This window comes from Sphaerotilus hippei (genome assembly GCF_003201595.1).
Lineage (GTDB): Bacteria > Pseudomonadota > Gammaproteobacteria > Burkholderiales > Burkholderiaceae_C > Sphaerotilus > Sphaerotilus hippei.
The window spans coordinates 204,074-226,307 of the sequence record NZ_QJJS01000004.1 but is presented as its reverse complement, the minus strand read 5'-3'; the positions used below and the strand labels follow the sequence as shown (position 1 = coordinate 226,307).

The 22,234-nt window shown below is 70.7% G+C and carries 21 protein-coding genes; 12 read left to right on the top strand and 9 right to left on the bottom strand.

Annotated elements, in window-relative coordinates:
• Nucleotides 1-84: 84 nt before the first annotated feature.
• The 3 genes from ttdB to C7444_RS06270 form a co-directional block, all read right to left on the bottom strand.
• Entirely contained in the window at nt 85-693 is a 609-nt protein-coding gene (gene ttdB / locus C7444_RS06280) for a L(+)-tartrate dehydratase subunit beta (protein WP_110399975.1), read from the bottom strand.
• On the bottom strand, nt 690-1,550 hold the full coding sequence (ttdA, locus tag C7444_RS06275) for a L(+)-tartrate dehydratase subunit alpha (RefSeq protein WP_375136912.1): 861 nt from the start codon (nt 1,548-1,550) through the stop codon (nt 690-692). Before ttdA ends, ttdB begins: the two co-directional genes overlap by 4 nt.
• 219 nt (nt 1,551-1,769) lie before the next feature.
• Nucleotides 1,770-2,690: a LysR family transcriptional regulator gene (locus C7444_RS06270; protein WP_110399973.1), complete on the bottom strand. Its 921-nt coding sequence runs from the start codon at nt 2,688-2,690 to the stop codon at nt 1,770-1,772.
• Nucleotides 2,691-2,852: 162 nt separating this feature from the next.
• Between C7444_RS06270 and C7444_RS06265 the strand changes: the two genes are divergently transcribed.
• The 6 genes from C7444_RS06265 (at nt 2,853) to C7444_RS06240 (ending at nt 9,068) form a co-directional block, all read left to right on the top strand.
• Nucleotides 2,853-3,284: a GlcG/HbpS family heme-binding protein gene (locus C7444_RS06265; protein WP_110399972.1), complete on the top strand. Its 432-nt coding sequence runs from the start codon at nt 2,853-2,855 to the stop codon at nt 3,282-3,284.
• A gap of 56 nt (nt 3,285-3,340) precedes the next feature.
• Nucleotides 3,341-4,234 (top strand): VOC family protein, encoded by an 894-nt coding sequence (locus C7444_RS06260; protein ID WP_110399971.1) that lies wholly within the window; start codon nt 3,341-3,343, stop codon nt 4,232-4,234.
• A 99-nt stretch (nt 4,235-4,333) separates the two neighbouring features.
• Complete coding sequence (locus C7444_RS06255; protein ID WP_110399970.1) at nt 4,334-5,197, top strand: fumarylacetoacetate hydrolase family protein; 864 nt, start codon at nt 4,334-4,336, stop codon at nt 5,195-5,197.
• Between the two features lie 117 nt (nt 5,198-5,314).
• Nucleotides 5,315-6,793 (top strand): bifunctional 3-(3-hydroxy-phenyl)propionate/3-hydroxycinnamic acid hydroxylase, encoded by a 1,479-nt coding sequence (locus C7444_RS06250; protein WP_310732621.1) that lies wholly within the window; start codon nt 5,315-5,317, stop codon nt 6,791-6,793.
• A gap of 38 nt (nt 6,794-6,831) precedes the next feature.
• A complete protein-coding gene (locus C7444_RS06245; protein ID WP_110399968.1) occupies nt 6,832-8,079 on the top strand; it encodes an amidohydrolase family protein in 1,248 nt (415 codons plus the stop codon).
• Nucleotides 8,076-9,068 carry an alpha/beta hydrolase gene (locus C7444_RS06240; RefSeq protein WP_110399967.1) on the top strand — a complete coding sequence of 331 codons (993 nt, stop codon included), beginning with the start codon at nt 8,076-8,078 and terminating at the stop codon, nt 9,066-9,068. Before C7444_RS06245 ends, C7444_RS06240 begins: the two co-directional genes overlap by 4 nt.
• Here C7444_RS06240 and C7444_RS06235 read toward each other — a convergent pair.
• From C7444_RS06235 to C7444_RS06220, 4 genes are all read right to left on the bottom strand, one after another.
• Nucleotides 8,993-9,799, bottom strand: coding sequence for an SDR family NAD(P)-dependent oxidoreductase (locus C7444_RS06235; protein ID WP_110399966.1), 807 nt, complete (start codon nt 9,797-9,799; stop codon nt 8,993-8,995). The genes C7444_RS06240 and C7444_RS06235 overlap by 76 nt on opposite strands.
• 16 nt (nt 9,800-9,815) lie before the next feature.
• Nucleotides 9,816-11,045, bottom strand: coding sequence for an MFS transporter (locus C7444_RS06230; RefSeq protein WP_110399965.1), 1,230 nt, complete (start codon nt 11,043-11,045; stop codon nt 9,816-9,818).
• A gap of 67 nt (nt 11,046-11,112) precedes the next feature.
• Entirely contained in the window at nt 11,113-11,430 is a 318-nt protein-coding gene (locus tag C7444_RS06225; RefSeq protein ID WP_110399964.1) for an antibiotic biosynthesis monooxygenase family protein, read from the bottom strand.
• 15 nt (nt 11,431-11,445) lie between these two features.
• Entirely contained in the window at nt 11,446-12,462 is a 1,017-nt protein-coding gene (locus C7444_RS06220) for an SMP-30/gluconolactonase/LRE family protein (RefSeq protein WP_110399963.1), read from the bottom strand.
• 206 nt (nt 12,463-12,668) lie between these two features.
• On the opposite strand from C7444_RS06220, the gene C7444_RS06215 reads away from it, so the two are divergent.
• Complete coding sequence (locus C7444_RS06215; protein ID WP_170130651.1) at nt 12,669-13,604, top strand: LysR family transcriptional regulator; 936 nt, start codon at nt 12,669-12,671, stop codon at nt 13,602-13,604.
• Here the strand turns inward: C7444_RS06215 and garD are convergent.
• Together garD and C7444_RS06205 are read right to left on the bottom strand one after the other, a co-directional pair.
• Complete coding sequence (gene garD, locus C7444_RS06210; RefSeq protein WP_110399961.1) at nt 13,582-15,180, bottom strand: galactarate dehydratase; 1,599 nt, start codon at nt 15,178-15,180, stop codon at nt 13,582-13,584. The two genes, C7444_RS06215 and garD, sit on opposite strands and share 23 nt — an antisense overlap.
• Before the next feature lie 50 nt (nt 15,181-15,230).
• Nucleotides 15,231-16,199, bottom strand: coding sequence for a tripartite tricarboxylate transporter substrate binding protein (locus C7444_RS06205; RefSeq protein ID WP_110399960.1), 969 nt, complete (start codon nt 16,197-16,199; stop codon nt 15,231-15,233).
• 346 nt (nt 16,200-16,545) lie between these two features.
• Between C7444_RS06205 and kdgD the strand changes: the two genes are divergently transcribed.
• The 5 genes from kdgD to C7444_RS06180 all read left to right on the top strand — a co-directional run bounded on the left by kdgD (nt 16,546) and on the right by C7444_RS06180 (nt 22,203).
• A complete protein-coding gene (kdgD, locus tag C7444_RS06200; RefSeq protein WP_110399959.1) occupies nt 16,546-17,457 on the top strand; it encodes a 5-dehydro-4-deoxyglucarate dehydratase in 912 nt (303 codons plus the stop codon).
• Between the two features lie 94 nt (nt 17,458-17,551).
• Complete coding sequence (locus C7444_RS06195) at nt 17,552-18,505, top strand: Bug family tripartite tricarboxylate transporter substrate binding protein (protein WP_375136911.1); 954 nt, start codon at nt 17,552-17,554, stop codon at nt 18,503-18,505.
• Nucleotides 18,506-18,631: 126 nt separating this feature from the next.
• Entirely contained in the window at nt 18,632-19,969 is a 1,338-nt protein-coding gene (locus C7444_RS06190; RefSeq protein WP_110399958.1) for an enolase C-terminal domain-like protein, read from the top strand.
• A gap of 55 nt (nt 19,970-20,024) precedes the next feature.
• A complete protein-coding gene (locus C7444_RS06185; protein WP_110399957.1) occupies nt 20,025-20,999 on the top strand; it encodes a Bug family tripartite tricarboxylate transporter substrate binding protein in 975 nt (324 codons plus the stop codon).
• A gap of 91 nt (nt 21,000-21,090) precedes the next feature.
• Entirely contained in the window at nt 21,091-22,203 is a 1,113-nt protein-coding gene (locus C7444_RS06180; RefSeq protein WP_110399956.1) for an SMP-30/gluconolactonase/LRE family protein, read from the top strand.
• Nucleotides 22,204-22,234: the final 31 nt, after the last annotated feature.

Here is a 22,234-nt window from a genome sequence, read left to right as displayed (position 1 = left end):
CGCCGCCACGACGGCGCCCATGAAAAAGGCCACCGCTGGGGTGGCCTGCTCGGCGTGGGTCCGCTCAAGGCATGAGCGAGCGGCTCACTTGATGAAGCGCACCTGCGCGTTGATGCGCTCCAGGATGGGCTGCTTCTTCGCGTTGAACACGGCCTTGTTCTCCTCGATCAGGTTCTTGCCCTTGGTGTCGATCGAGATGATCAGCGGGCCGAACTCCTTGACGCGGTTGACCCACAGGGTCTCGGGCATGCCCAGATCGGTCCACTCGGCGGCCTCGATCTTCTCGACCTTGGTGGCCGCCAGCACCGCGCAGCCGCCAGGGAAGATCGCATGCACGGCCTTGTTCTCGACGCAGCCGGCCTGCGTCTCCGGGCCCATGCCGCCCTTGCCGACGATCAGCTTCACGCCGGTCTGCGCGATGAAGTCCTTCTCGAACTTCTCCATGCGCATGCTGGTGGTCGGGCCGATCGAGACCATCTCGTACTCGCCGTCGGCCTTCTGGCGCACGATCGGGCCGGCGTGGAAGATCGCGCCGCCCTTGAGGTCGACCGGCAGCTCGCGGCCGAGCTCGATCAGGCGGCGATGCGCCACGTCGCGGCAGGTCACCAGCGTGCCAGTCAGGTAGACCACGTCGCCGATGTTCAGCGCTTCCAGGTCTTCGTCCTTGATGGGGGTGGTGAGGATCTTGATCACAGCGTGAATCCTTCGTGCGAGATGACTTCGTAGGAGAGATCGGCGTTGATCTTGATCTTGCCGCGACGGTGGGCCCAACAGCCGGTGGACACGGCCACGCCGATGGTGGAGGGGTGGCGGGCGGACGACTCGATGTTCACGCCCATCACGCTGGCATTGCCGGTCAGGCCCTGCGGGCCCAGGCCGAGCTCGTTCAGGCCATCCGCCAGCAGCTCTTCCATCAGCGCGGCGCTGTCGTTCGTGTGGCGCGAGGTGACAGGGCGCAGGATGGCCTTCTTGGACAGGCGCGCCGCCGTCTCGGCCGAGGTCGACACGCCCACGCCCACCAGCAGCGGGGGGCAGGCGTTCACCCCGCGCGAGGTGATCACGTCAAACACGAACTCGGCCACGCCCTCGTAGCCCTGGCCCGGCATCAGCACCTTGGCGGCACCCGGCAGCGTGCAGCCGCCGCCGGCCATGTAGACGTCGATGGTCACGCTGTCGTCGTCGGGCACGATCTCCCAGTCCAGCCACGGGATCTTGCTGCCGGTGTTGGTGCCGGTGTTCTTCTCGACGAAGGTCTCGACCGCGTTATGGCGCAGCGGGCCGTCCCGGGTGGCGCCCAGGGTGGCGTTGCGCAGGATGTCTTCCAGTTCGCCCAGCAGCGGGAACTTCGCGCCCGCGGTCAGGAAGTACTGGATCACGCCGGTGTCCTGACAGCTCGGGCGGTCGAGCTCATGCGCGGCGATCTGGTTCTGGCGCATCGACTCGTAGACTTCCTTGGCCAGGAAGTTCACCTCCTTCTCGCGCAACTCGCCCAGCTTCTGGGTCACGTCGGTCGGCAGGCGCTTGCCGATGTACGAGGTGAATTTCGACATGACCTGCGTCAGGTCGGCGACGGCGGCTTCTCTGTTCACTCAACACTCCTGGATGGTGTCTGGGTTCGCGCGATGAACGGGGCGACGACCACCGCCCTGGCATGGCGGCGGCGTCTCATCGGGCCGCGGCGGTCACGGTGACCACCGCAGCGCAGGCGACTTTATGGTGAACAGGAAATCAATATTCACCAGGAAAGTTAATCAACAATTAGATGCAAGTTAAGAATCTGCCGACGCTCGCCCGAACAGCGTCGCCACCTGGGCGCGCAGCCAGACCCCCGCCGCGTCCTTGTGCGCCCGGCGGTGCCAGAACTGGTGCACCGGGATGGCCGGCGCGCTGATGGGCGACTCGAGGATGCAGACCTGCGCATAACGCTGGCAGATCTGCGCGAGGTCCATCGGCACGGTGGCGAGCAGGTCGCTGCCCTCGATCACCGGCAGCAGGCTCATGAAGTGGGACAGCTGCAGCACCACCTTGCGGTCGATGCCCCGGCGTTCCAGGTGCTGCTCGTAGACATGCTCGCGGCCGTCGGGGCGCACCACCACATGGCCCAGCGCCAGGTAGTCGTCCAGGTGGATCGTGCCGTCGCCGGCCCGGGGATGGTCACGCCGCACGATGCAGACATGGCGGTTGTCGAACAGCTTCTGCTGGAAGAAGCCCGCGCCCTTCAGGTCGGGGAAATAGCCGATCGCCAGATCGGCGGCGCCGCTGGCCAGCGCGTCGGCCGCGGCGGTGCGAGGGCGCGAGACCACGTTCAGCCGCACCCCGGGCGCCTGCGCGGCCAGGCGCGCCAGCAGCGGCGGCACGAACTGCATCTCGCCGATGTCCGGCGTGATCAGCGTGAAGGTGCGCTCGCTGCGGGCAGGGTCGAAGCCGCCAGGGCGCAGGATCTCGCTGCGGATGGTCTGCACCACCCGCCGCACCGGCTCGGCCAGGGCCTGCGCCCGCGCGGTGGGCTGCATCTGGGCGCCGGTCTTGACGAACAGCGGGTCGTCGAACAGGGTGCGCAGCCGCGCCACCGCGGCGCTCATGGCCGGCTGGCTCAGCCCGATGGCCTCGCCGGCCCGGGTGACGCTGCGCTGCTCCAGCATCGCGTCGAAGGCCAGCAGCAGGTTCAGGTCGACGGTGCGGATGTCCATGGATCGGGTCCTTCGGATGACGGGGCCCCGATCATCCACCAGATGGATTCAGCGAATACGCTTCATCCTATGGATGGATTCCATCGGTCTCTCTAGACTCGACGGCAAATGAAGCGTCCCGGCCCCGACAGGTGCACGGGAACACCGACCGGAGACCGACCCATGACCCCGCTGACCCTGGCCCAGGCCAATGCCATCCTGGCCGCCGCACTGAACGCTTCGCGCCAGGCGGGCCACCGCCCGATGGCGGTGGTGGTGCTCGACGAAGCCGGCCACCTCAAGGCCGCCCAGCGCGAGGACGGCGCCAGCATGTTCCGCACCGATATCGCCACCGGCAAGGCCTGGGCGGCGGTGGGCCTGGGGGCCAGCAGCCGGGTGCTGGCCGAACGGGCCCGGGTGAATCCGAACTTCTTCACCACGCTGGCCGCCACCGCCCAGGGTCGCTTCCTGCCGCAGACCGGCGCGGTGCTGATCCGGTCGGCCGATGGCGATGGCCACGTGCTGGGCGCGGTGGGCGCCTCCGGCGGCAGCGGCGACGAGGACGAGGCCATCTGCATCGCCGGCGTCCTGGCCGCCGGCCTGCAGCCCGGCTGAGCCGCACGGCCCCGTCGCCGCGCCCCGCGGCCCCTCTTGACGACAAGGACCCTCCGATGAGTTCACCCTGGATCCAGGCGCTGCGCAGCGTGGCGCTGAACGTGCCCGACCTGGCCCGCGCCGAAGCCTTCTACACCGACATCTGGCGGCTGCGCGTGGTCTCGCGCGACGCCGAATCGCTCTACCTGCGGGGCAGCGGCGCCGACCACCACCTGCTGTCGCTGCACGCCGCAGCGGCGCTGGGCATCCGCCACGCCACGCTGCGCGCCCGCCATGCCGAGGCGCTCGCCGCCATCGCCCAGGCCACGCGGGCGGCGGGCGGGCGGGTGCTGCACGAAACCCGCGCCTCCAGGGACCCGGCCGGCGGCCAGGCCCTGCGCATCGCCGACCCGCACGGCCGCGTCTTCCACATCGTGCATGGCGACGCCGGCCACGCCGACACCACCGACCGGCCGGACGTGCCCCAGCGCCTGGCGCACGCGGTGTTCAACAGCCACGACGTGGCCGCCACGCAGCGTTTCATGGAGCAGGCGCTGGGCTTCCGGCTGGCCGACCGCACGCGGATCATGGCATTCATGAACTGCGACCGCGACCACCACACGATCGCGCTGGGCGACACCGACAACGACGCGCTGAACCACATCGCCTTCCTGATGCCGGCCATCGACGACGTGATGCGCGGCGGCGGCCGCATGGGCGACGCGGGCTATCCGATCGCATGGGGCCCCGGCCGCCACGGCCCGGGCGACAACGTCTTCAACTACTTCATCGGCCCCTTCGGCGAGGTCATCGAGTACACGACCGAGGTCGAGCAGATCGATGACGGTCACGTGGCCGGGGCCCCCGGCGACTGGACCTGGCCACCCGGGCGGGTCGACCAGTGGGGCATCGGCCCGCCACGCCCCGAGCTCAAGGCCGCCCAGCGCTGCACGTTCTTCGCGCCGGCCTGAGCCCCCGGGACCTGCGGCCGCAGCGCCGCAGCCACCCTGCCCGAGCCCGTTCCGCATTCCCGCGTCCATCGCACCCACCCGACCCACCCTTCCGACACCATGCGCTTCACCACCTACCTCCGCGCCGGCCAGACCCGCCTGGGCCTGGTCCATGGCGACCAGGTCATCGACCTGAACGACGCCCAGCCCCAGGTGCCGGCCGACCTGCGCGCCGCGCTGGCCGCCGGCACGGACCTGGCCGCCGCCGCGCAGGCGGCGCTGACCAGCGATGCCCCGCGCCTGAGCCTGGCCCGCCTGACGCTGGCCCCGCTGGTGCCCGAGCCCGGCAAGGTCATCTGCCTGGGCCTGAACTACTTCGACCACGCCAGGGAAGGCGGCAGAGACAAGCCCGACTACCCCTGGCTGTTCTTCCGCGGCAAGAGCTCGCTGATCGGCCACGGCGCGGCCGGCGTGCTGCCCCGGGTGTCGGAGAAGTTCGACTACGAGGCCGAGCTGGCCCTGGTGATCGGCCGCGACGTGCCGCGCCACGTCCGCCAGGCCGACGCGCTGGACCATGTGTTCGGCTACACCTGCTTCAACGACATGTCGGTGCGCGACTACCAGAAGCGCACGCCGCAGTGGACCATCGGCAAGAACTTCGACGCCACCGGCGGCTTCGGCCCGGTGCTGGTGACGGCCGACGAGCTGGCCCCCGGCGCCACCGGCCTGCGCATCCGGAGCCGCCTGAACGGCCAGGTGATGCAGGACGCCAGCACCACCGACATGATCTGGAGCGTGGCCGAGACCATCGCCCTGCTGTCGGACTGCATGACGCTGGAGGCCGGCGACGTGATCGTCATGGGCACGCCGGCCGGCGTGGGCCAGGCCCGCACCCCGCCGGTGTGGATGAAAGCCGGCGACACCATCGAGATCGAGATCGAGCGCATCGGCACCCTGGTCAACCCCATCGTGCAGGAGGCCTGAGCGATGGCGACGGACCCAACCAGTGCGGGGCCGGCGCCGGGCCGCTCCCAAGCGGCCCCGCATCCCCTCGGGGGATCGGGCGTCGTACCCGACGGCCGAGGGGCTGAGCTGTTCGACGTGGCGATCACCGGCTTCGGCCCGGCGGGTGCGGTGGCCGCGGCCCTGCTGGGCCAGGCCGGGCTGAAGGTCTGGGTGGGCGACCGCCTGCCCGACGTGCACGAGATCCCGCGCGCGATTGCGCTGGACCACGAGATCATGCGGGTGTTCCAGCAGATCGGCGTGATCGACGCCATCGCCCCGTACTTCGAGCCCTTCACCAACTCCGAGTACTTCGGCGTGGACGGCCAGCTGATCCGCCGCATGACCATGGTGGCGCCGCCGTATCCGCAGGGCTACACGCCGTCGCTGGTGTTCACCCAGCCGCCGGTGGAGCGCGCGCTGCGGGCCCGCGTGGCCGAGCTGCCCTCGGTCACCGTGGCGCTGTCCACCGAGGTGCGCCAGCTGCGGCAGGATGCCGACGGCGTGACCCTGGACATCAGCTGCAGCGACGGCAGCCCCGCCCGGGTGCGGGCCCGCTGGGCGCTGGCCTGTGACGGTGGCGCCAGCGGCCTGCGTGGCCAGCTGGGCATCGGCCTGGTCGACCTGGACTTCGACGAGCCCTGGCTGGTGGTCGACGTGCTGGCCAACGAACAAGGCCTGGCCAAGCTGCCCGCCACCAGCGTGCAGTACTGCGAGCCCGAGCGCCCCTGCACCTACGTGATCGGCCCGGCCAACCACCGCCGCTGGGAGATCTCGCTCAAGGACGGTGAAGACCCCAGGGAGGCCGCCACGCCCGAGCGCACCTGGGCGCTGCTGTCGCGCTGGCTCACGCCCGAGGACGGCACGCTGTGGCGCCAGTCCAGCTACCGCTTCCATGCGCTGGTGGCCGAGCGCTGGCGCGCGGGCCGGGCCTTCATCGCGGGCGACGCGGCCCACATGCAGCCGCCCTTTTTGGGCCAGGGCATGTGCCAGGGCGTGCGCGACGTGGCCAACCTGTGCTGGAAGCTCATCAGCGTGGCCCGGGGCGAGGTGCAGGGCAAGGCCGCCGAGCGCCTGCTCGACAGCTACGGCGCCGAGCGCCAGGCCCATGTGCGCGAGCTGACCACCCGCATCAAGGCCGTGGGCGCGGTGATCTGCGAGCGCGACCCGGTCCGGGCCCGCGCGCGCGACGCCCGGCTGCTGGCCGAATGTGGCGGCGTGGTCAGGGACACGCCGCGCCAGGACGTGCTCCCGCCACTGGAGACCGGGCTGATCCACCCGACGCCCGGCGCCGGCACGCTGTTCCCGCAGCCGCGGCTGGCCGACGGCACGCTGATGGACCGGCGCCACGGCTGCGGCTGGCGCCTGGTGAGCGACGGCCGGCTGCCGGCCGATGCCCTGCCGGGCCTGGCGCTGATCGACCTGGTGCACGAGCCCGAGGCCGACGCCGTGGTCGCCACCTGGCTGCACCGGCACGGCGTGCACGCGGCCCTGGTCCGGCCGGACCATTACACCTACGGCACCGCCGCCGATCGTGCCGGCCTGGACCGGCTGCTGGACGCCTGGCAGCGGCGCTGAAGCCGGCGCAACGGGTCGAGATCAAGAGGAGACAAACCATGAAGAACGACAAGCCCGCCACCCTGTTCACCGACGTGATGATCTTCGACGGCACGGGCAGCGCGCCCTTTGCCGGCGAGGTCCGCGTCGAGGGCTCGCGCATCAGCGCCATCGGCCGCGACGGCGCCCGGCTGCCGCGTGACGGCGCCCGGGTCATCGACGGCGGCGGCGGCGTGCTGATGCCGGGCATGACCGAGGCCCACGCCCACCTGACCTGGCCCAGCTCGGTCGAGCGCTTCGTGCCCGGCATGTACCTGCCCCCCGAGGCGCTGGCCCTGACCGCCGCGCGCAACGCCCGCATCCTGCTGGACCACGGCTTCACCAGCGCCTACTCGGCCGGCGCGCTCAGCAAGACGCTGGAGGTCACGCTCAAGGCGCACATCGACGACGGCGGCCTGCCCGGCCCGCGCCTGATCGCCTCGTCCGTCGAGCGTGAACCGCCCAACGACAGCACGCTGGACCCGGGCCATGTCGACGAGCACGGCAGCGGCCCGGCCGGCGTGGCGGCCTTCGTCAAGGGCTGCCGGGACCTCGGCGCCAAGGCGGTCAAGTTCCTGATCTCGGGCGAGAGCGCGCTGAAGCCGGGCGCCTCGCAGCAGCTGCTCTACAGCGAGGCCGAGCTGATGGCCGCCGGCGAGGCGGCCCGCGAGCACGATCTGTGGCTGACCGGCCACGCGCATGCGGCCGAGGCGGTCAAGCTGGGCGTGCGGGCCGGATTCCGGGTGCTCTACCACTGCACCTACGCCGACGACGAGGCCGTCGAGATGCTGGCCGCCGCGCGGGACCGGATCTTCGTGGCGCCCAGCATCGGCATCGTGCAGGCCACGCTGGACGCCAGCCCGCCGCCCCACGTCGACATGCGCCACATGAAGGAGGACGCCGCCCTCGTGCTGGAGCGGCAGCAGCGGCTGGTGCCCGAACTCAGGCGACGCGGCGTGAAGCTGCTGCCCGGCGGGGACTACGGTTTCCCCTTCAACCCCAACGGCCGCAACGCCCGGGACCTGGAGCTCTGGGTGCGCCACTTCGGCTACACCGCCGCCGAGGCCCTGAGCGCGGCGACGATGCTGGGTGGCCAGATCATGGGGCAGGGCGACGAGCTCGGCCTGGTGCGGGAGGGCTGGCTCGCCGACCTGCTGCTGGTCGACGGCGACCCGACCCGGGACGTCGCGATGCTGCAGGATCCGCAGGTCCTGCGCGCCATCATGAAGAATGGCCGCTTCCACAAGCAGCCGGTGAGCCCCGCATGAACGCCCCGACCCCCGCGACGACCCGCCCCGCGCCGATCTCCGACCCGCTGGCGCGGGCACTGCGCCAGCTCGGCAGCGGCTTCAACCTGCCCGAGGTCCAGGCGCTGTATGCGCCGCTGCTGGCCGAGCAGCCGCGCGACGGCACCGTGACGCACGGCGACCTGCACTACGGCCCGCACGAGCGCCACCGGCTGGACGTCTGCGCGCCCGAGCGCCCGGGCCCCCATCCGGTGCTGGTCTGGCTGCATGGCGGGGGCTTCATCCGCGGCAGCCGGGTGCAGCGCGCCAACGTGGGCTGGTGGGGCGCCCGCGAAGGCTGGGTCACCGTGCTGCCCGACTACCGGCTCGCGCCGCAGAGCGGCTGGCCCAGCGGCCCCGAGGACGTCGTGGCCGTCTGGCGATGGCTGCAGGAGCACGCGGCCCGCTTCGGCGGGGATCCGGCGCGGATCGTGCTGGCGGGCGAATCCGCCGGGGCGGCCCACGTGGCCGCGGCCACGCTGATGCGGCGCTTCCAGCCGCACGACTGGCACATCGCCGGGGCTGCGCTGATGTCGGGTCCCTACAACGCGCGGCTCGAGGGCCTGGCGCGGGCGCAGTTCGGCGTGGCCACGCCCGACCCGCGCAACGAGGCCTATTTCGGCACCGATCCCGCCGCGTGGGATGCGGCCAGCATCGTCGACCACGTCGACGCCGCCCCGTTCCCGCTGTGGATCGGCACGGCCGAGCGGGACCTGCTGCAGATGCAGGTGCAGGCCGGCGAGCTGTTCGCCCGGCTGGTCTCGCGCCACGGCTACCAGCCCGCGCTGTGCCGGCTGGCCGAGCACAACCACTTCTCGGGCGGCTTCAGCCTGGGCACCACCGACACCAGCCTGGCCGGTCCGCTGGCCGCCTTCGTGCGGCACTGCACCGGGTCTCACCAGGCGGTGGCCCCGGCGTCGATGTGGAAGTCGGCGCCGGTCACCCAGCTCGATTCGTCCGAGGCCAGGTAGATCGCCGCCCAGCCGATGTCCTCGGGCTGGCCCAGGCGCCTGACCATGAACTTGCCCAGCACCTGGGCCTCGAAACCCGGCAGCTGCTCCAGCGGTTGCCGGGTCGCCGCCGTCACCACGAGCGCGGGCGAGATCGTGTTGACCCGGATGCCGTGCGGCCCGCCTTCCATCGCCAGCTGGCGGCTCATGGCCAGCACCGCCCCCTTGCCGGCGCAGTGGGCGACGGCGGGCAGCAGCGGCAGGGCCATGTGCGCGTTGGCCGACGCGAAATTGATCACCGCGCCACCACCACGGGCCTTCAGGTGCGGCCACGCGGCCTGGCAGGCGAGGAAGACGATGTCGACCTCGCCGGTCAGCGTGCGGCGCCACTGCTGCTCGTAGTCCATCGACTCGATCCAGGCGAAGGCGCCGAAGGCGGCGGCGTTGACCAGCAGGTCCAGCCCGCCATGCAGCGCGACGGCGTGCTCGACCAGGCGCTGCACCGCGTCGGGACGGGTCAGGTCCAGCGGGTGCAGGCTGTGCAGCAGCAGGCCCTGGGCCGCGGCCTCGTCGAGCGTGGCCTGGGCCCCCGCCGCATCGAGGTCGGCCCCGACCACCCGTGCGCCCTGCTGGGCGAACATCAGCGCCAGGGTGCGCCCGATGCCCGCGGCGATGCCGGTCACCACGGCCACCTTGCCCGCCAGCCGGTCGCCCCGGCGGCCCGGCAGGGCCGGCTTGAAGACGGAGGTCATGCCCGCCGGCCCCGCTTCAGCGGCCACGCCGCAGCAGGCCCACCAGCAGCGCCACCACCGCCAGGCCCAGCATCACCTGACCGACCAGACCGATGGCGTGCGCCCGGGCGATCTCCAGGTGCTTCTCCATGCCCACGATCAGCAGCGGGTTGACGAACATGCCCAGGCAGAAGCAGGACTGGAAGGCCCCGGTGCCCAGGCCACGGCGCGAGACCGGCAGGTCACGCATGTTCCAGGTCACCATCGTGGGCAGCAGGATGCCCGCGCCCAGGCCGTTGACCAGGCCGGCCACGGTCAGCAGCGTGTAGTCGGTGGCCGACTGCATCAGCACGAAGCCGACCCCGGCGATCAGCGCGCCGATCGTCAGCTGGAAAGGCACTTTCAGGCGCGAGGCCAGCACCCAGCCGAACAGCAGCGTGCCGGTGATCACGCCCAGGCTGTTGATGCCGTAGGCGATGCCGATCTGCGCGGGCGACTGCACGCCGATCGCGCCGTGCAGGTAGCCGAAATGCACCGGCACGGTCAGGAACATCATGCCCAGCGGCACGGTCAGCGCGCAGTTGAAGGCCAGCATGCCGGCGCGGAAGGAGCGGCTGTCCTGGGCGTACTGCTCCGGGGTCATGCTCGAGCGGCCCTTGGGCTCCCACAGGTAGATCACCATCAGCGGGGCCAGCAGCAGGCTGCAGGCAAACACCGCATACGGCGCGCGCCAGCCGTGTTCGGCGATGACCCCGCCCACGGTGTTGAGCAGGAAGGCCGAGGTGGCCGACACCGTGGTCTGCAGCGACATGAACCGCTCGCGCCGCGTGCCGCTGTAGTAGTCGCCGATCATCGTCGTGCTGACGGTCATCAGCACCGCCTCCAGGATGCCGAGCGCGAAGCGGCTGGCGATGATGGCGCCCAGCGACTCGAGGTAGAGCGGCGCGGTGCCGACCGCGGCGTACAGCACCGTGGAGACCACCAGCAGGCGCTTGCGGCCCAGCCGGTCCGACAGCTCGCCGGCGAACACGCTCAGGCAGGCCATCATCAGCATCGGCGCGGTCATCGTCAGCGGCACGAGGTAGTCAGCGCCGGGCACGTCCCTGAAGTGCGCCTGCATGGCCGGCAGGCTCGGGCCCAGGATGGCGGTGACCAGCACCGTCAGGCCGCTGGTCACCAGCAGGATGAAGGCATGGATGAGGCGGGGCTCGGTCAGGCGCAGCGGTGGCTGCGAGGCCTGGGGGGGCAGGGTGGACGTGCTGGACATGCGTTGTCTCCTCTTGGGATCTCGGGATCTTGTGGTGGCGACCGGCGGCCGGCGGGCCGCCGGTCCGTCAATCGGGCCGGAAGGCGCGCGCCGGCGCCGCCACGGCCTGGAAATGCTCGATGCTCGGCGGCACCTCGAGATGCTCCTGCAGCAGCTCGCGCCAGCGCAGGAAACCGGGGGACTTGCGAAAGCCCAGGGTGGGGGCCTCCAGCGAGCGCCACTCGATCAGCAGCGTGTAATGGTGCTCATGCTCGATGGAGTGCTGCAGCTCGTGCGACAGGTAGCCGTCGATGCCGACGATCAGGCGCTGCGCCTTCTCGAAGGCCGCCTCGAACGCCGCCTGGCCTCCGGGGCGGATCATCAGGGAGGCGACTTCGAGGATCATCGGACACCCCGCGGATCAGCGGGGCCGCCAGTGCGACATCGGCAGGCCGGCCACCGGCGAGCGGAAGCAGGGCAGGGTCGTGCCCATCAGGCTGCCGAGGTAGACGGTGCGCAGGTCCGGGCCGCCGAAGGTCAGGCTGGCCATCCAGGGCGCCAGCTCGCCCTTGCAGGTGGCCATGATCTCGGGGGTCATCGTGCCGGCGTGGAAGTGCTCGTCGAACACCCGGATCGCCTCGGGCCGGCCGTCGTCGAGCAGCGTCAGCAGCTCCCCCTCGGGCGTCAGCGCGACCAGGCGCTCGGCCATGATCAGCGTGATCCACAGGTTGCCGAAGGCATCGAAGGCAAAACCGTCGGGGATGCCCCCGAGGTCGGCCGGACCGAACACCTCGCGCCCGCTGCAGGCGCCGTCGTCGGCCACCCGCAGGCGCGAGATGCGCCGGGCGTTGGACTCGACCACGTAGAGCCACTCCTCCTTCGCGTCGAGCCGGATCTCGTTGGTGCCGACGAAGCCGTCGGCGACGATGCGGATGCCGTGCTCGTCGATCAGGCCGACATAACCGTCGGCGGTCTTCTCGTTGATCGAGCGGGTCCAGGGCTGCTGGCGCGTGGTGACGGTGAACCAGATGCGGCCCCTCGAGTCGGTCAGCACGAAGTTGGTCTTGCCCAGCGGCTGGCCGTCGATGTGGTCGTGCAGCGTGCGGGAGCGGCCGTCGCGGGTCATCAGCTCGATCGCGTCGGTGCCGAAGTTGGCGATCAGCACGTCGCCGTCGCGGTTGAAGGCGATGCCGTTGGGCAGGCTGCCGCCCAGAATCAGCGACTGCGCGTCGAGCTGGCGTTCGACCCCTGCCTGCTGCTGGCGGATCAGCGTCTGCGTGCCGTCGGCGGCGATGCGCATCACGCCACGGGCGTCGGCCGTCCAGATCGTGCCGTCGGCCTCGGCCAGGATGCACTCGGGACGCTGCAGGCCGACCCCCAGCGTGCGGATCTGCGACCGGTCGACCTGCCATCCCTTCAGCGGATTGTTCGTGCTCATGTGCTGGGCCTGCCCCGCGGGGCGCAGGCGGTTCTGTTGGAAGTGGCGCGATCCTAGGCAGCCCCGGCGCCGAGGGGAAATCGAATGTGGCGATGCCCGGCATCACGAACTCGCATACATGGGATTACCCTCGGAACGCCACGCAGGCGGCAGCGGCCTGCCTAGAATCGCCGCTGCTTCCCGCCCACGACGTCCACGCCCCCTCCATGCGCTACCAGCGGCTCGATCTCAATTTGCTGACCGCCCTGCGCGCCCTGCTGACCGAACGCAACGTGACCCGGGCGGGCGAGTCGCTGCACGTGTCGCAGTCGGCGATGAGCGGCATGCTGGCGCGGCTGCGCGAGTACTTCGACGATGCGCTGATCGTGCCCGTGGGCCGGCGCATGGAGCTGACGCCGCTGGCCGAGACGCTGACCGAGCGGGTCAACGACCTGATGCTGAGGCTGGACGCCACGCTGGCGACGCGCCCGGGCTTCGATCCCGCCACCTCCCGGCGGCAGTTCTCGATCGTCGCCTCGGACTACGTGACCCATGTGCTGCTGCTCGACGTGCTGCGCCAGGTGCACCACGAGGCGCCCGGCGTGAGCATCGAGTTCCGCCAGCCCAGCAACACCGCCGGCATCGACCTGGAGAACGGCGAGGTCGACTTCGTCATCAACCCAGCCCGTTTCATCTCGCCCAACCAGTCCTCGACCGTGCTGTTCGAGGACAGCTACCACGCGGTGGTCGACCGGGCGCACGGCGACATCGGCGATCGGCTGACGCTGGCGCAGTACCAGGCGGCCCGCCACGTCACGCTGGAGAACAACGGCCGGCCGCAGTTCGAGACCTGGTTCCTCAGCGAGCACGGCGGCCTGCCGCGCACCGAGGTGACGGTCAACAGCTTCGCGCTGCTGCCCCCGCTGGTGCTGGGCACGCGGCGCGTGGCCACGCTGCACACGCGCATGGCGCAGCAGGCCTGCGCCCAGTGGCCGGTGCGCATGGTGCAGCTCGATTTCGAGGTGCCGCGCCTGGTCGAGACGCTGCAATGGCACCGCTACCGTGACCTGGACCCGGGCAGCCAGTGGCTGCGCGAGAAGATCATCGCCCAGGCGGCCACGATGGCCGCCGTGCCCGCGCTCAGGTCACCGGCGCCGGGTTGAACAGCACCAGGGCGTTGTGCAGCTGGTGCCGCTCGGCCCAGGTTTTGCGGCCGCTGGCCACGTCCAGCATCAGCTCGAACAGCGCCCAGCCGGCCTCCTCGATGGTCTGCTCGCCGTCGGCGATGCGTCCGGCGTTCACGTCCATCAGGTCATGCCAGCGGCGCGCCAGGTCGCTGCGCGTGGCCACCTTGATCACCGGGCATTCGGCCAGGCCGTAGGGCGTGCCGCGGCCGGTGGTGAAGACGTGCAGGTTCATGCCCGCGGCCAGCTGCAGCGTGCCGCAGATGAAGTCGCTGGCCGGCGTGGCCGCATACACCAGGCCGCGCTGGTCACGCCGCAGCTTCTCGCCTGGCGACAGCACATGGCTGATCGCCGACGAGCCGCTCTTGATGATCGAGCCCATCGCCTTCTCGGTGATGTTGCTCAGCCCGCCGGCCTTGTTGCCCGGCGTGGTGTTGGCGCTGCGGTCGACCCGCCCGCGGTCGAGATAACGGTCGTACCAGCCGAGTTCATGCACGATGGCCTCGGCCACCTCGGGGCTGGCGGCGCGGCGGGTGAGCTGGTCCACGCCGTCACGCACCTCGGTGTTCTCGCTGAACATCACGGTGGCACCGGCGCGCACCAGCAGGTCGGCACAGAAGCCCACGGCCGGGTTGGCCGTGACGCCGCTGAAGGCATCGCTGCCCCCGCACTGCACGCCCACCACCAGCTCGCTGGCCGGCACGGTCTCGCGGCGGCGGGCGTCCAGGCGCGCCAGGTGCGGCCGGGCGGTGGCCAGGATGTGCTCGAGCATCGACGCGAAGCCCACGTGCTCGTCGTCCTGCAGGCACACGGTCTCGGGGCCGAGCGTGGCGTCGCGCTCATCCTGGATCGGGAAGGAGCCCGGCGGCAGCAGGCGGTCGGGTTGCAGCTTCTCGCAGCCCAGGCTCACCACCATCACCTCGCCGCCGAAGTTGGGGTTCAGCGAGATGTGCTTGAGCGTGCGGATCGGGATCACCGCGTCGGGCGCGTCGATGGCCACGCCGCAGCCGTAGCTGTGCTCCAGGCCGATCACGTCGTCGACGTTCGGGTAGTGCGGCAGCAGCTCGGCCTTGATGCGCGCCACCGCCTGGGCCACCACGCCGGCCACGCATTGCACGGTGGTGGTGATGGCCAGGATGTTGCGTGTTCCCACCGAGCCATCGGCGTTGCGGTAGCCCTGGAAGGTGCGGCCGGTGAGCGGGGGCAGCTCGGCGGCCTTCACGGTGGCCATCGGCAGGCCCTCGAGCGCCCGGGCGGCCGGCATCTGCAGCAGGCGCTCGTGCACCCAGCTGCCGGCCGGGATGGCCTTGAGCGCGTAGCCGATGGGCACGTCGTAGCGCCGCACCACCTCGCCCTCGGCGAGGTCGACCAGCGCCACCTTGTGGCCTTGCGGCACCCGGTCGATCAGCACCAGGCCGGCACCGGGCACGCCCTCGGGCAGCACGGTGCCCGCCGGCAGGCCGCCGTCGTTGGCGACGATGGCGACGTTGTCGTCGGGGTGCATGCGCAGCGTCAGCGGCGGGCGGGCGGTGATCGGGGATGGTGTGGTGGTCATGGCGGCGGGTCGGATCGGGTCGCGGGCAGGGCGGCAGCTCGGGCGGGCGCTCAGTCCAGCTGGACCTTGCCGTCGCGAGCGACACGCTGCCATTTGGCCACTTCGCTGCGGTTGTAGTCGGCGAACTGGGCCGGCGTCTGCGGCGTGTGCACCAGACCCAGCGCATCGAGGCGGGTCTTGACCTCGGGCTGGGCCAGGATCTTCTCCACCTCGGCGTTCAGGCGGGTGACGATGGCCGCGGGCGTGCCGGCCGGCGCATACAGGGCCTGCCAGCTCGCCACGTCGAATCCGGCCACGCCGGCTTCCTGCATCGTCGGCACCCCGGGCAGGGCGGCGCTGCGCTGGGCCGACGTGACGGCCAGCGCGCGCACCTTGCCCGCCTGGATGTGGGGCAGCGCGACGGTCACGGTCTCGAAGCTGCTGGGAATCTGGTGGCCGATCACGTCCTGGATGGCCGGGGCGCTGCCCTTGTAGGGCACGTGGGCGAGGTCAGCACCGGCCAGCAGCTTGAACAGCTCGCCCGACAGGTGCTGCGAGCTGCCCAGCCCGGCCGAGCCGAACGGGATGCCGTCGGGTCGGGCCTTGGCCGCGGCGATCAGCTCCTTGACCGTCTTGAAGGGCTGGTCGGTGCCCACCAGCAGCACGTTGGAGATGCTGCCCAGCAGGGCCACGGGCGCGAAGTCCTTCAGCGCGTCGTAGGGCATCCTGGCCTTCATTGCCGGATTGATGGCGTGGCTGGCGATGGTGCCCAGCAGCAGCGTGTAGCCGTCGGCCGGCGACTTGGCCACCACGTCGGCGCCCAGCACGCCGCCGGCGCCGGCCCGGTTCTCGACCACCACCGGCTGCTTGAGCGCGGTCTGCAGCCTCTCGCCGATCAGCCGGCCCAGGATGTCGCTGGTGCCACCCGGCGCGAACGGGACGATGAGCTTGACGGGCTTGGCGGGCCAGGCGTCCTGCGCCTGGACACAGGGCAGCAGGGCGGCCAGGGCCAGGCCGGCGATCAGGGAACGACGTTGCATGGAAAGTCTCCGATGGGGGTCGGGTGAACAGGGTCCCGCCCGGAAATATTGGGTCGCACGTCATAAGTCGTCGTACAACAATGCCTCACTTTAATGCCTCACCCCCACCCACCGCCTAGGGATAACACCAGATCGCCGCAAAAAACCGCGGCACCAGAATCCATCCTGCTTCCTGTATGGAGAGTGCCGTCGGGAACAGCAGGGCGCCCGATCTGGGGTCTCCGCACAAACCCTGATGCCGAGTGGCAGCTCTAGTTGTACGATGACATACAACGGATCGGGCCCAAGCCTGCTCCCCGCCTCCCTCACGCCCCCTTGTCCATCTGCTGCTCCGGAGATTCACGCCATGTCGCCCCAAGACCTCAAGATCGTCCTGCAATCGGGCCTGCTGTCCTTCCCGCTGACCGACTTCGACGACCAGCTGAAGTTCGCGCCCAAGCCCTTCGCCGATCGCCTGGAGTGGCTGCAGCCCTACGGCGCCTCGGCGCTGTTCGCCGCCGGTGGCACGGGCGAGTTCTTCTCGCTGGAGCCGAAGGAATACAGCGAGGTCATCCAGGTCGCGCTCGACACCTGCCGCGGCCGCACGCCCATCATCGCCGGCGCCGGTGGCGGCACCACGCTGGCCATCCAGTACGCGCAGGAAGCCGAACGCCTGGGTGCCCAGGGCGTGCTGCTGCTGCCGCACTACCTGACCGAAGCCAGCCAGGAAGGCCTGATCAACCACGTGACGGCGGTCTGCCAGAGCGTGAAGATCGGTGTCATCGTCTACAACCGCGGCGCCTGCCGCCTGACGCCGCAGAGCCTGCTGGTGCTGGCCGAGCGCAACCCCAACCTGATCGGCTTCAAGGACGGCTTCGGCGACATCGAGAAGTTCGTCGCCATCCGCCAGACGCTGGGCGATCGTTTTGCCTACCTGGGCGGCCTGCCCACGGCCGAGCTGTTCGCCGGCGCCTACAAGGCGATGGGCTGCCCGGTGTACTCGTCGGCGGTGTTCAACTTCATCCCGAAGACGGCGATGGAGTTCTACAACGCCCATGCCGCCGGTGACACCGCCACCTGCGACCGCCTGATCCGCGACTTCTTCCTGCCCTACATCGCGCTGCGCAACCAGGGTGAAGGCTACGCGGTGTCGATCGTGAAGGCCGGCGCCACGGTCATCGGCCACGGCGCCGGCCCGGTGCGTCCGCCGCTGAGCGACCTGAAGCCGGCCGAGGTCGAGCAGCTGCGTGCGCTGATGGCTCCGCTGGGCGCCCAGTAAGCCGGCCTGCACCCCGCAGGTCAGGGGTGCGGCCGGCGCGCGGGCCGCACCCGCCCAGAAGTCCGAAGCACTGGAGTGTTCCGTGAAGTTCAAGATGCTGATGTCCGCCTGTGTCCTGGCCCTGCTGGCCAGTGCGTCGCAGGCGCAGACCTGGCCCGCCCGGCCGGTCACCCTGGTCGTGCCCTTTCCGCCCGGTGGATCGACCGACACCGTCGCCCGCACCCTGGCCACCCGGCTGCAGGAGCGTCTGGCGCAGACCTTCGTCGTGGAGAACAAGGCCGGGGCCACCGGCACGATCGGCGCCGCGCAGGTCAAGCGCTCGCCGCCCGACGGCCACACCTTCCTGGTGACCTCGCTGGGCCCGCTGGTGGTTGCGCCCCACCTGATGAAGAACGTGCCCTATGACGCAGGCAAGGACTTCGATGCGCTGAGCGTGCTGGTGCAGGCGCCCAACGTGTTGGTGGTGCCGGCCACCTCGCCGCACAGGAGCGTGGCCGACGTGATCGCCCAGATGAAGGCCGTGCCCGACAAGATGAGCTTCGCCTCGTCGGGCAACGGCTCGTCCGACCACCTCACCGTCGAGCTGTTCTGGCTGCAGACCGCCACCAGCGGCCTGCACATCCCCTACAAGGGCGGCGCGCCGGCCATCTCCGACCTGCTCGGCGGCCAGGTGGAGGCCTCGTTCCAGAACGTCAACGCGGTGCTGCAGCACATCAACGCCGGCAAGCTCAAGGCCCTGGCCGTCACCGGCGACAAGCGCTCGCCGGTGCTGCCCCAGGTGCCCACGCTGGCCGAGGCCGGCGTGAAGGGCGCCGACGTGTATTCGTGGCAGGCCATCGTCGCGCCCAAGGGCCTGCCCGCCGACATCCGCAGCAAGATGAGCGAGGCCCTGCAGGCCGCGCTGGCCGACCCCAAGGTCAGGCAGCAGTTCACCTCGGTGGGCCTGGAGATCGTCGGCAACACGCCCGAGCAGTTCGCCGCCTTCCAGGCCAGGGAGAACGCGCGCTGGAAGCAGCTCATCGAGACCCGCAGGATCACCGCGGATTGATTGGGCCCACCCCCGAAGCGCCTGCGGCGCTCCCCCTCCAGGGGGCGCCACCAGCGGCCTGGCGGAGCCAGTTCCGCGGTGGCTGCCGGGTTCGGTTCTGCCACTGCCTCCCACTCTTCGATTGCCATGACTGATACCCCACGCATCACCGCCTTGCGCGTCATCCCCGTTGCCGGGCGTGACGGCATGCTGCTCAACCTCTCGGGCGCGCACGCGCCGTTTTTCACCCGCAACCTGCTGATCCTGACCGACAGCGCCGGGCGCACCGGCGTGGGCGAGGTGCCCGGCGGCGAGAAGATCCGCCAGACGCTGGAAGACGCCGCACCGCACGTGGTGGGTCAGCTCGTGGGCAACCGCCTGAACGTGCTGCAGCAGGTGCAACAGGCCTTCGCCGACCGCGACAGCGGCGGCCGCGGCCTGCAGACCTTCGACCTGCGCATCACCATCCACGCGGTGGCCGCGATCGAGTCGGCCCTGCTGGACCTGCTGGGCCAGCACGTGGGCCTGCCGGTCTGCGACCTGCTCGGCGAAGGCCGCCAGCGCGACAGCGTGGAGATGCTGGGCTACCTGTTCTTCGTCGGTGACCGCACGAAGACCGACCTGCCGTATGCCAGCCCCGCCGACGAAGCCGACGACGCCGACGACTGGTGCCGCCTGCGCCACGAAGCCGCGATGACGCCCGAGTCCGTCGTGCGCCTGGCCGAGGCCGCCCGCGCGCGCTACGGCTTCAACGACTTCAAGCTCAAGGGCGGCGTGCTCACCGGTGACGCCGAGGTGGATGCCGTCACCGCGATCCACGAGCGTTTTCCCGACGCGCGCGTCACGCTCGACCCCAACGGCGGCTGGCTGCTGAAGGACGCGATCCGCCTGGGCCAGCGCATGCGCGGCATCGTCGCCTATGCCGAGGACCCCTGCGGCGCCGAGGGCGGCTTCAGCGGCCGCGAGGTGATGGCCGAGTTCCGCCGCGCCACCGGCCTGCCCACGGCCACCAACATGGTCGCCACCGACTGGCGCCAGTTCGTGCATGCGCTGAGCCTGCAGAGCGTGGACATCCCGCTGGCCGACCCGCACTTCTGGACCATGGCCGGCAGCGTGCGCGTGGCCCAGACCTGCCGCGACTGGGGCCTGACCTGGGGCAGCCACTCGAACAACCACTTCGACGTGAGCCTGGCCATGTTCACCCACGTGGGCGCGGCTGCCCCGGGCAAGGTCACCGCCATCGACACCCACTGGATCTGGCAGGACGGCCAGCGCCTGACGAAAGACCCGCTGCAGATCGTCGGCGGCCACGTGCAGGTGCCGGCCAAGCCAGGCCTGGGCGTCGAGCTCGACATGGTCGAGGTCGAGAAGGCGCACCAGCTCTACCTGCAGCACGGCCTGGGCGCGCGCGACGACGCGATGGCCATGCAGTACCTGATCCCGGGCTGGCGCTTCGATCCCAAGCGGCCTGCGCTGGACCGCTGAAGCCCACGGCCACGGCGGCCCCCCGCCAGACCCTCACCACCAGGAGACCTCGACCATGAACCGATCCGCCCGCCGCTTGTTCCTCAGTGCCCTGGCCCTCGGGGCGCTGGGCGTCACCCAGGGCGCGATCGCCCAGGCCTGGCCGGCCAAGCCGATCCGCATCGTCGTGCCCTACACGCCGGGCGGCTCGTCGGACATCATCGCCCGGGTCATCAGCCAGCCGCTGTCGGAGGCGCTGCAGCAGCCGGTGGTGGTCGAGAACAAGCCGGGGGCCAACGGCAACACCGGCACCGAGCTGGTGGCCAAGTCGCCGGCCGACGGCTACACCCTGCTGCTGTGCGACGTCGGCGCGCTGGCCATCACCTCGTCGGTCTACACCAAGCTCAGCTTCGACCCGGGCAAGGACCTGCGGGGCGTGGGCATGCTGGCCTACTCGCCCCACCTGCTGGTGGTGCACCCCTCGGTGCCCGCCAACAACCTCAAGGAACTGGCAGCGCTGTCGAAGACCACGCCGCTGAACTTCGCCGTCACCGCCATCGGCAGCGCCCCGCACCTGGCCGGCGTGGCCGTGGAGGCCGGCAGCGGCGCGACCTGGAACTACATCCCCTACAAGGGCGGCTCGCAGGCCATCCAGGACACCATCGGCGGCCAGACCCAGGTGCTGATGAACGGCATGCTGGCCACGCTGGCCCATGTGCAGTCGGGCAAGCTGAAGGTGCTGGGCGTCTCGCGAGCCACCCGGGTGCCACTGCTGGCCCACGTGCCGACGATCGCCGAGCAGGGCATCAAGGGGTTCGAGTCGGGCACCTGGCAAGGCGTGCTGGTGCCCAACGGCACCCCGCCGGCGGTGGTGGCCCGCCTGTCGGCCGAGCTGACGCGCATCATCCGCTCGCCCGAGGTGCGTGCCCGCCTGACCGCCCAGGGCGCCGAGGTCTACACCATGCCCCCGCCCGAGTTCGCGCAGTTCTTCGAGCGCGAGCGCCTCAAGTGGGCCGCCGTGGTCAAGAAGGCCGACATCAAGCTCGACTGAGCCCCGCCAGGGCAGCTGCCGGCAACGGGCGCATCAGACCCGGCCGGTGACGCACCCGCACCTTCCCGCTCATGGAGACAGGAGAACCCGCATGCACGACGACAAGATCCCCGCCCGCCGCGACTTCCTCAAGGCCGCCGCAGCCACCGGCCTGAGCGCGCTGGGGGGCAGCGCCCTGGCACAGTCCATCGGCTTCACGCCCAACGCCCGCTACCCCGACCCGGCGGTGCAGATCCTCGACCCGAGCTTCGCGAAATACCGCATCTACAGCAGCAGCATCGAGCAGGTCGCCACCGGCATGCGCTGGGCGGAAGGGCCGGCCTATTTCCCCGGCGAGGCGGGCGGCCCCGGCCACCTGCTGTTCAGCGACATCCCGAACAACCGGATCATGAAGTACAGCGAGAAGGATGGCAGCGTCTCCGTCTTCCGCCAGCCGTCGAACTGGGCCAACGGCAACACCCGGGACCGCCAGGGTCGCCTGCTGACCTGCGAGCACTCGGTCACCCGCCGCGTCACCCGCACCGAGGCGAACGGTCGCATCACCGTGCTGGCCGACAGCTATCAGGGCAAGAAGCTCAATGCGCCCAACGACATCGTCGTGAAATCCGACGACAGCATCTGGTTCACCGACCCGCTGTTCGGCATCAACGGCGAGTGGGAGGGATTCAAGGCGCGACCGGAACAGGCCACGACCAACGTCTACCGCATCGCGCCGGACGGCCAGCTGAGCGCCGTGATCACCGACATCGTCAATCCCAACGGCCTGGCCTTCTCTCCCGACGAGAAGAAGCTCTACGTGGTCGAGTGGAAAGGCACGCCCAACCGCAGCATCTGGGCCTACGACGTGAATGCCGACGGCACGGTGGGCGCGCGCAGCAAGCTGATCGACGCCGCCGACCACGGGGCACTCGACGGCTTCAAGGTCGATCGTGACGGCAACCTCTGGTGCGGCTGGGGCAGCAACGGTGCGCTGCAGGCCGAGCCGGTCGAGGCGGGCGGCCGCAAGGTCTACGCGCTCAAGGGCAAGCCCGAGGACCTCGACGGCGTGATGGTGTTCAACCCGCAGGGCAAGGCCCTGGCCCACATCCGCCTGCCCGAGCGCTGCGCCAACCTGTGCTTCGGCGGCCCGAAGAACAACCGCCTCTACATGGCGAGCTGCCATTCGGTCTACGCCCTTCACGTGGAGGCCCACGGGGCGACGTGAGGTCCATGCGGATGCCGGCATGGACCGGCGC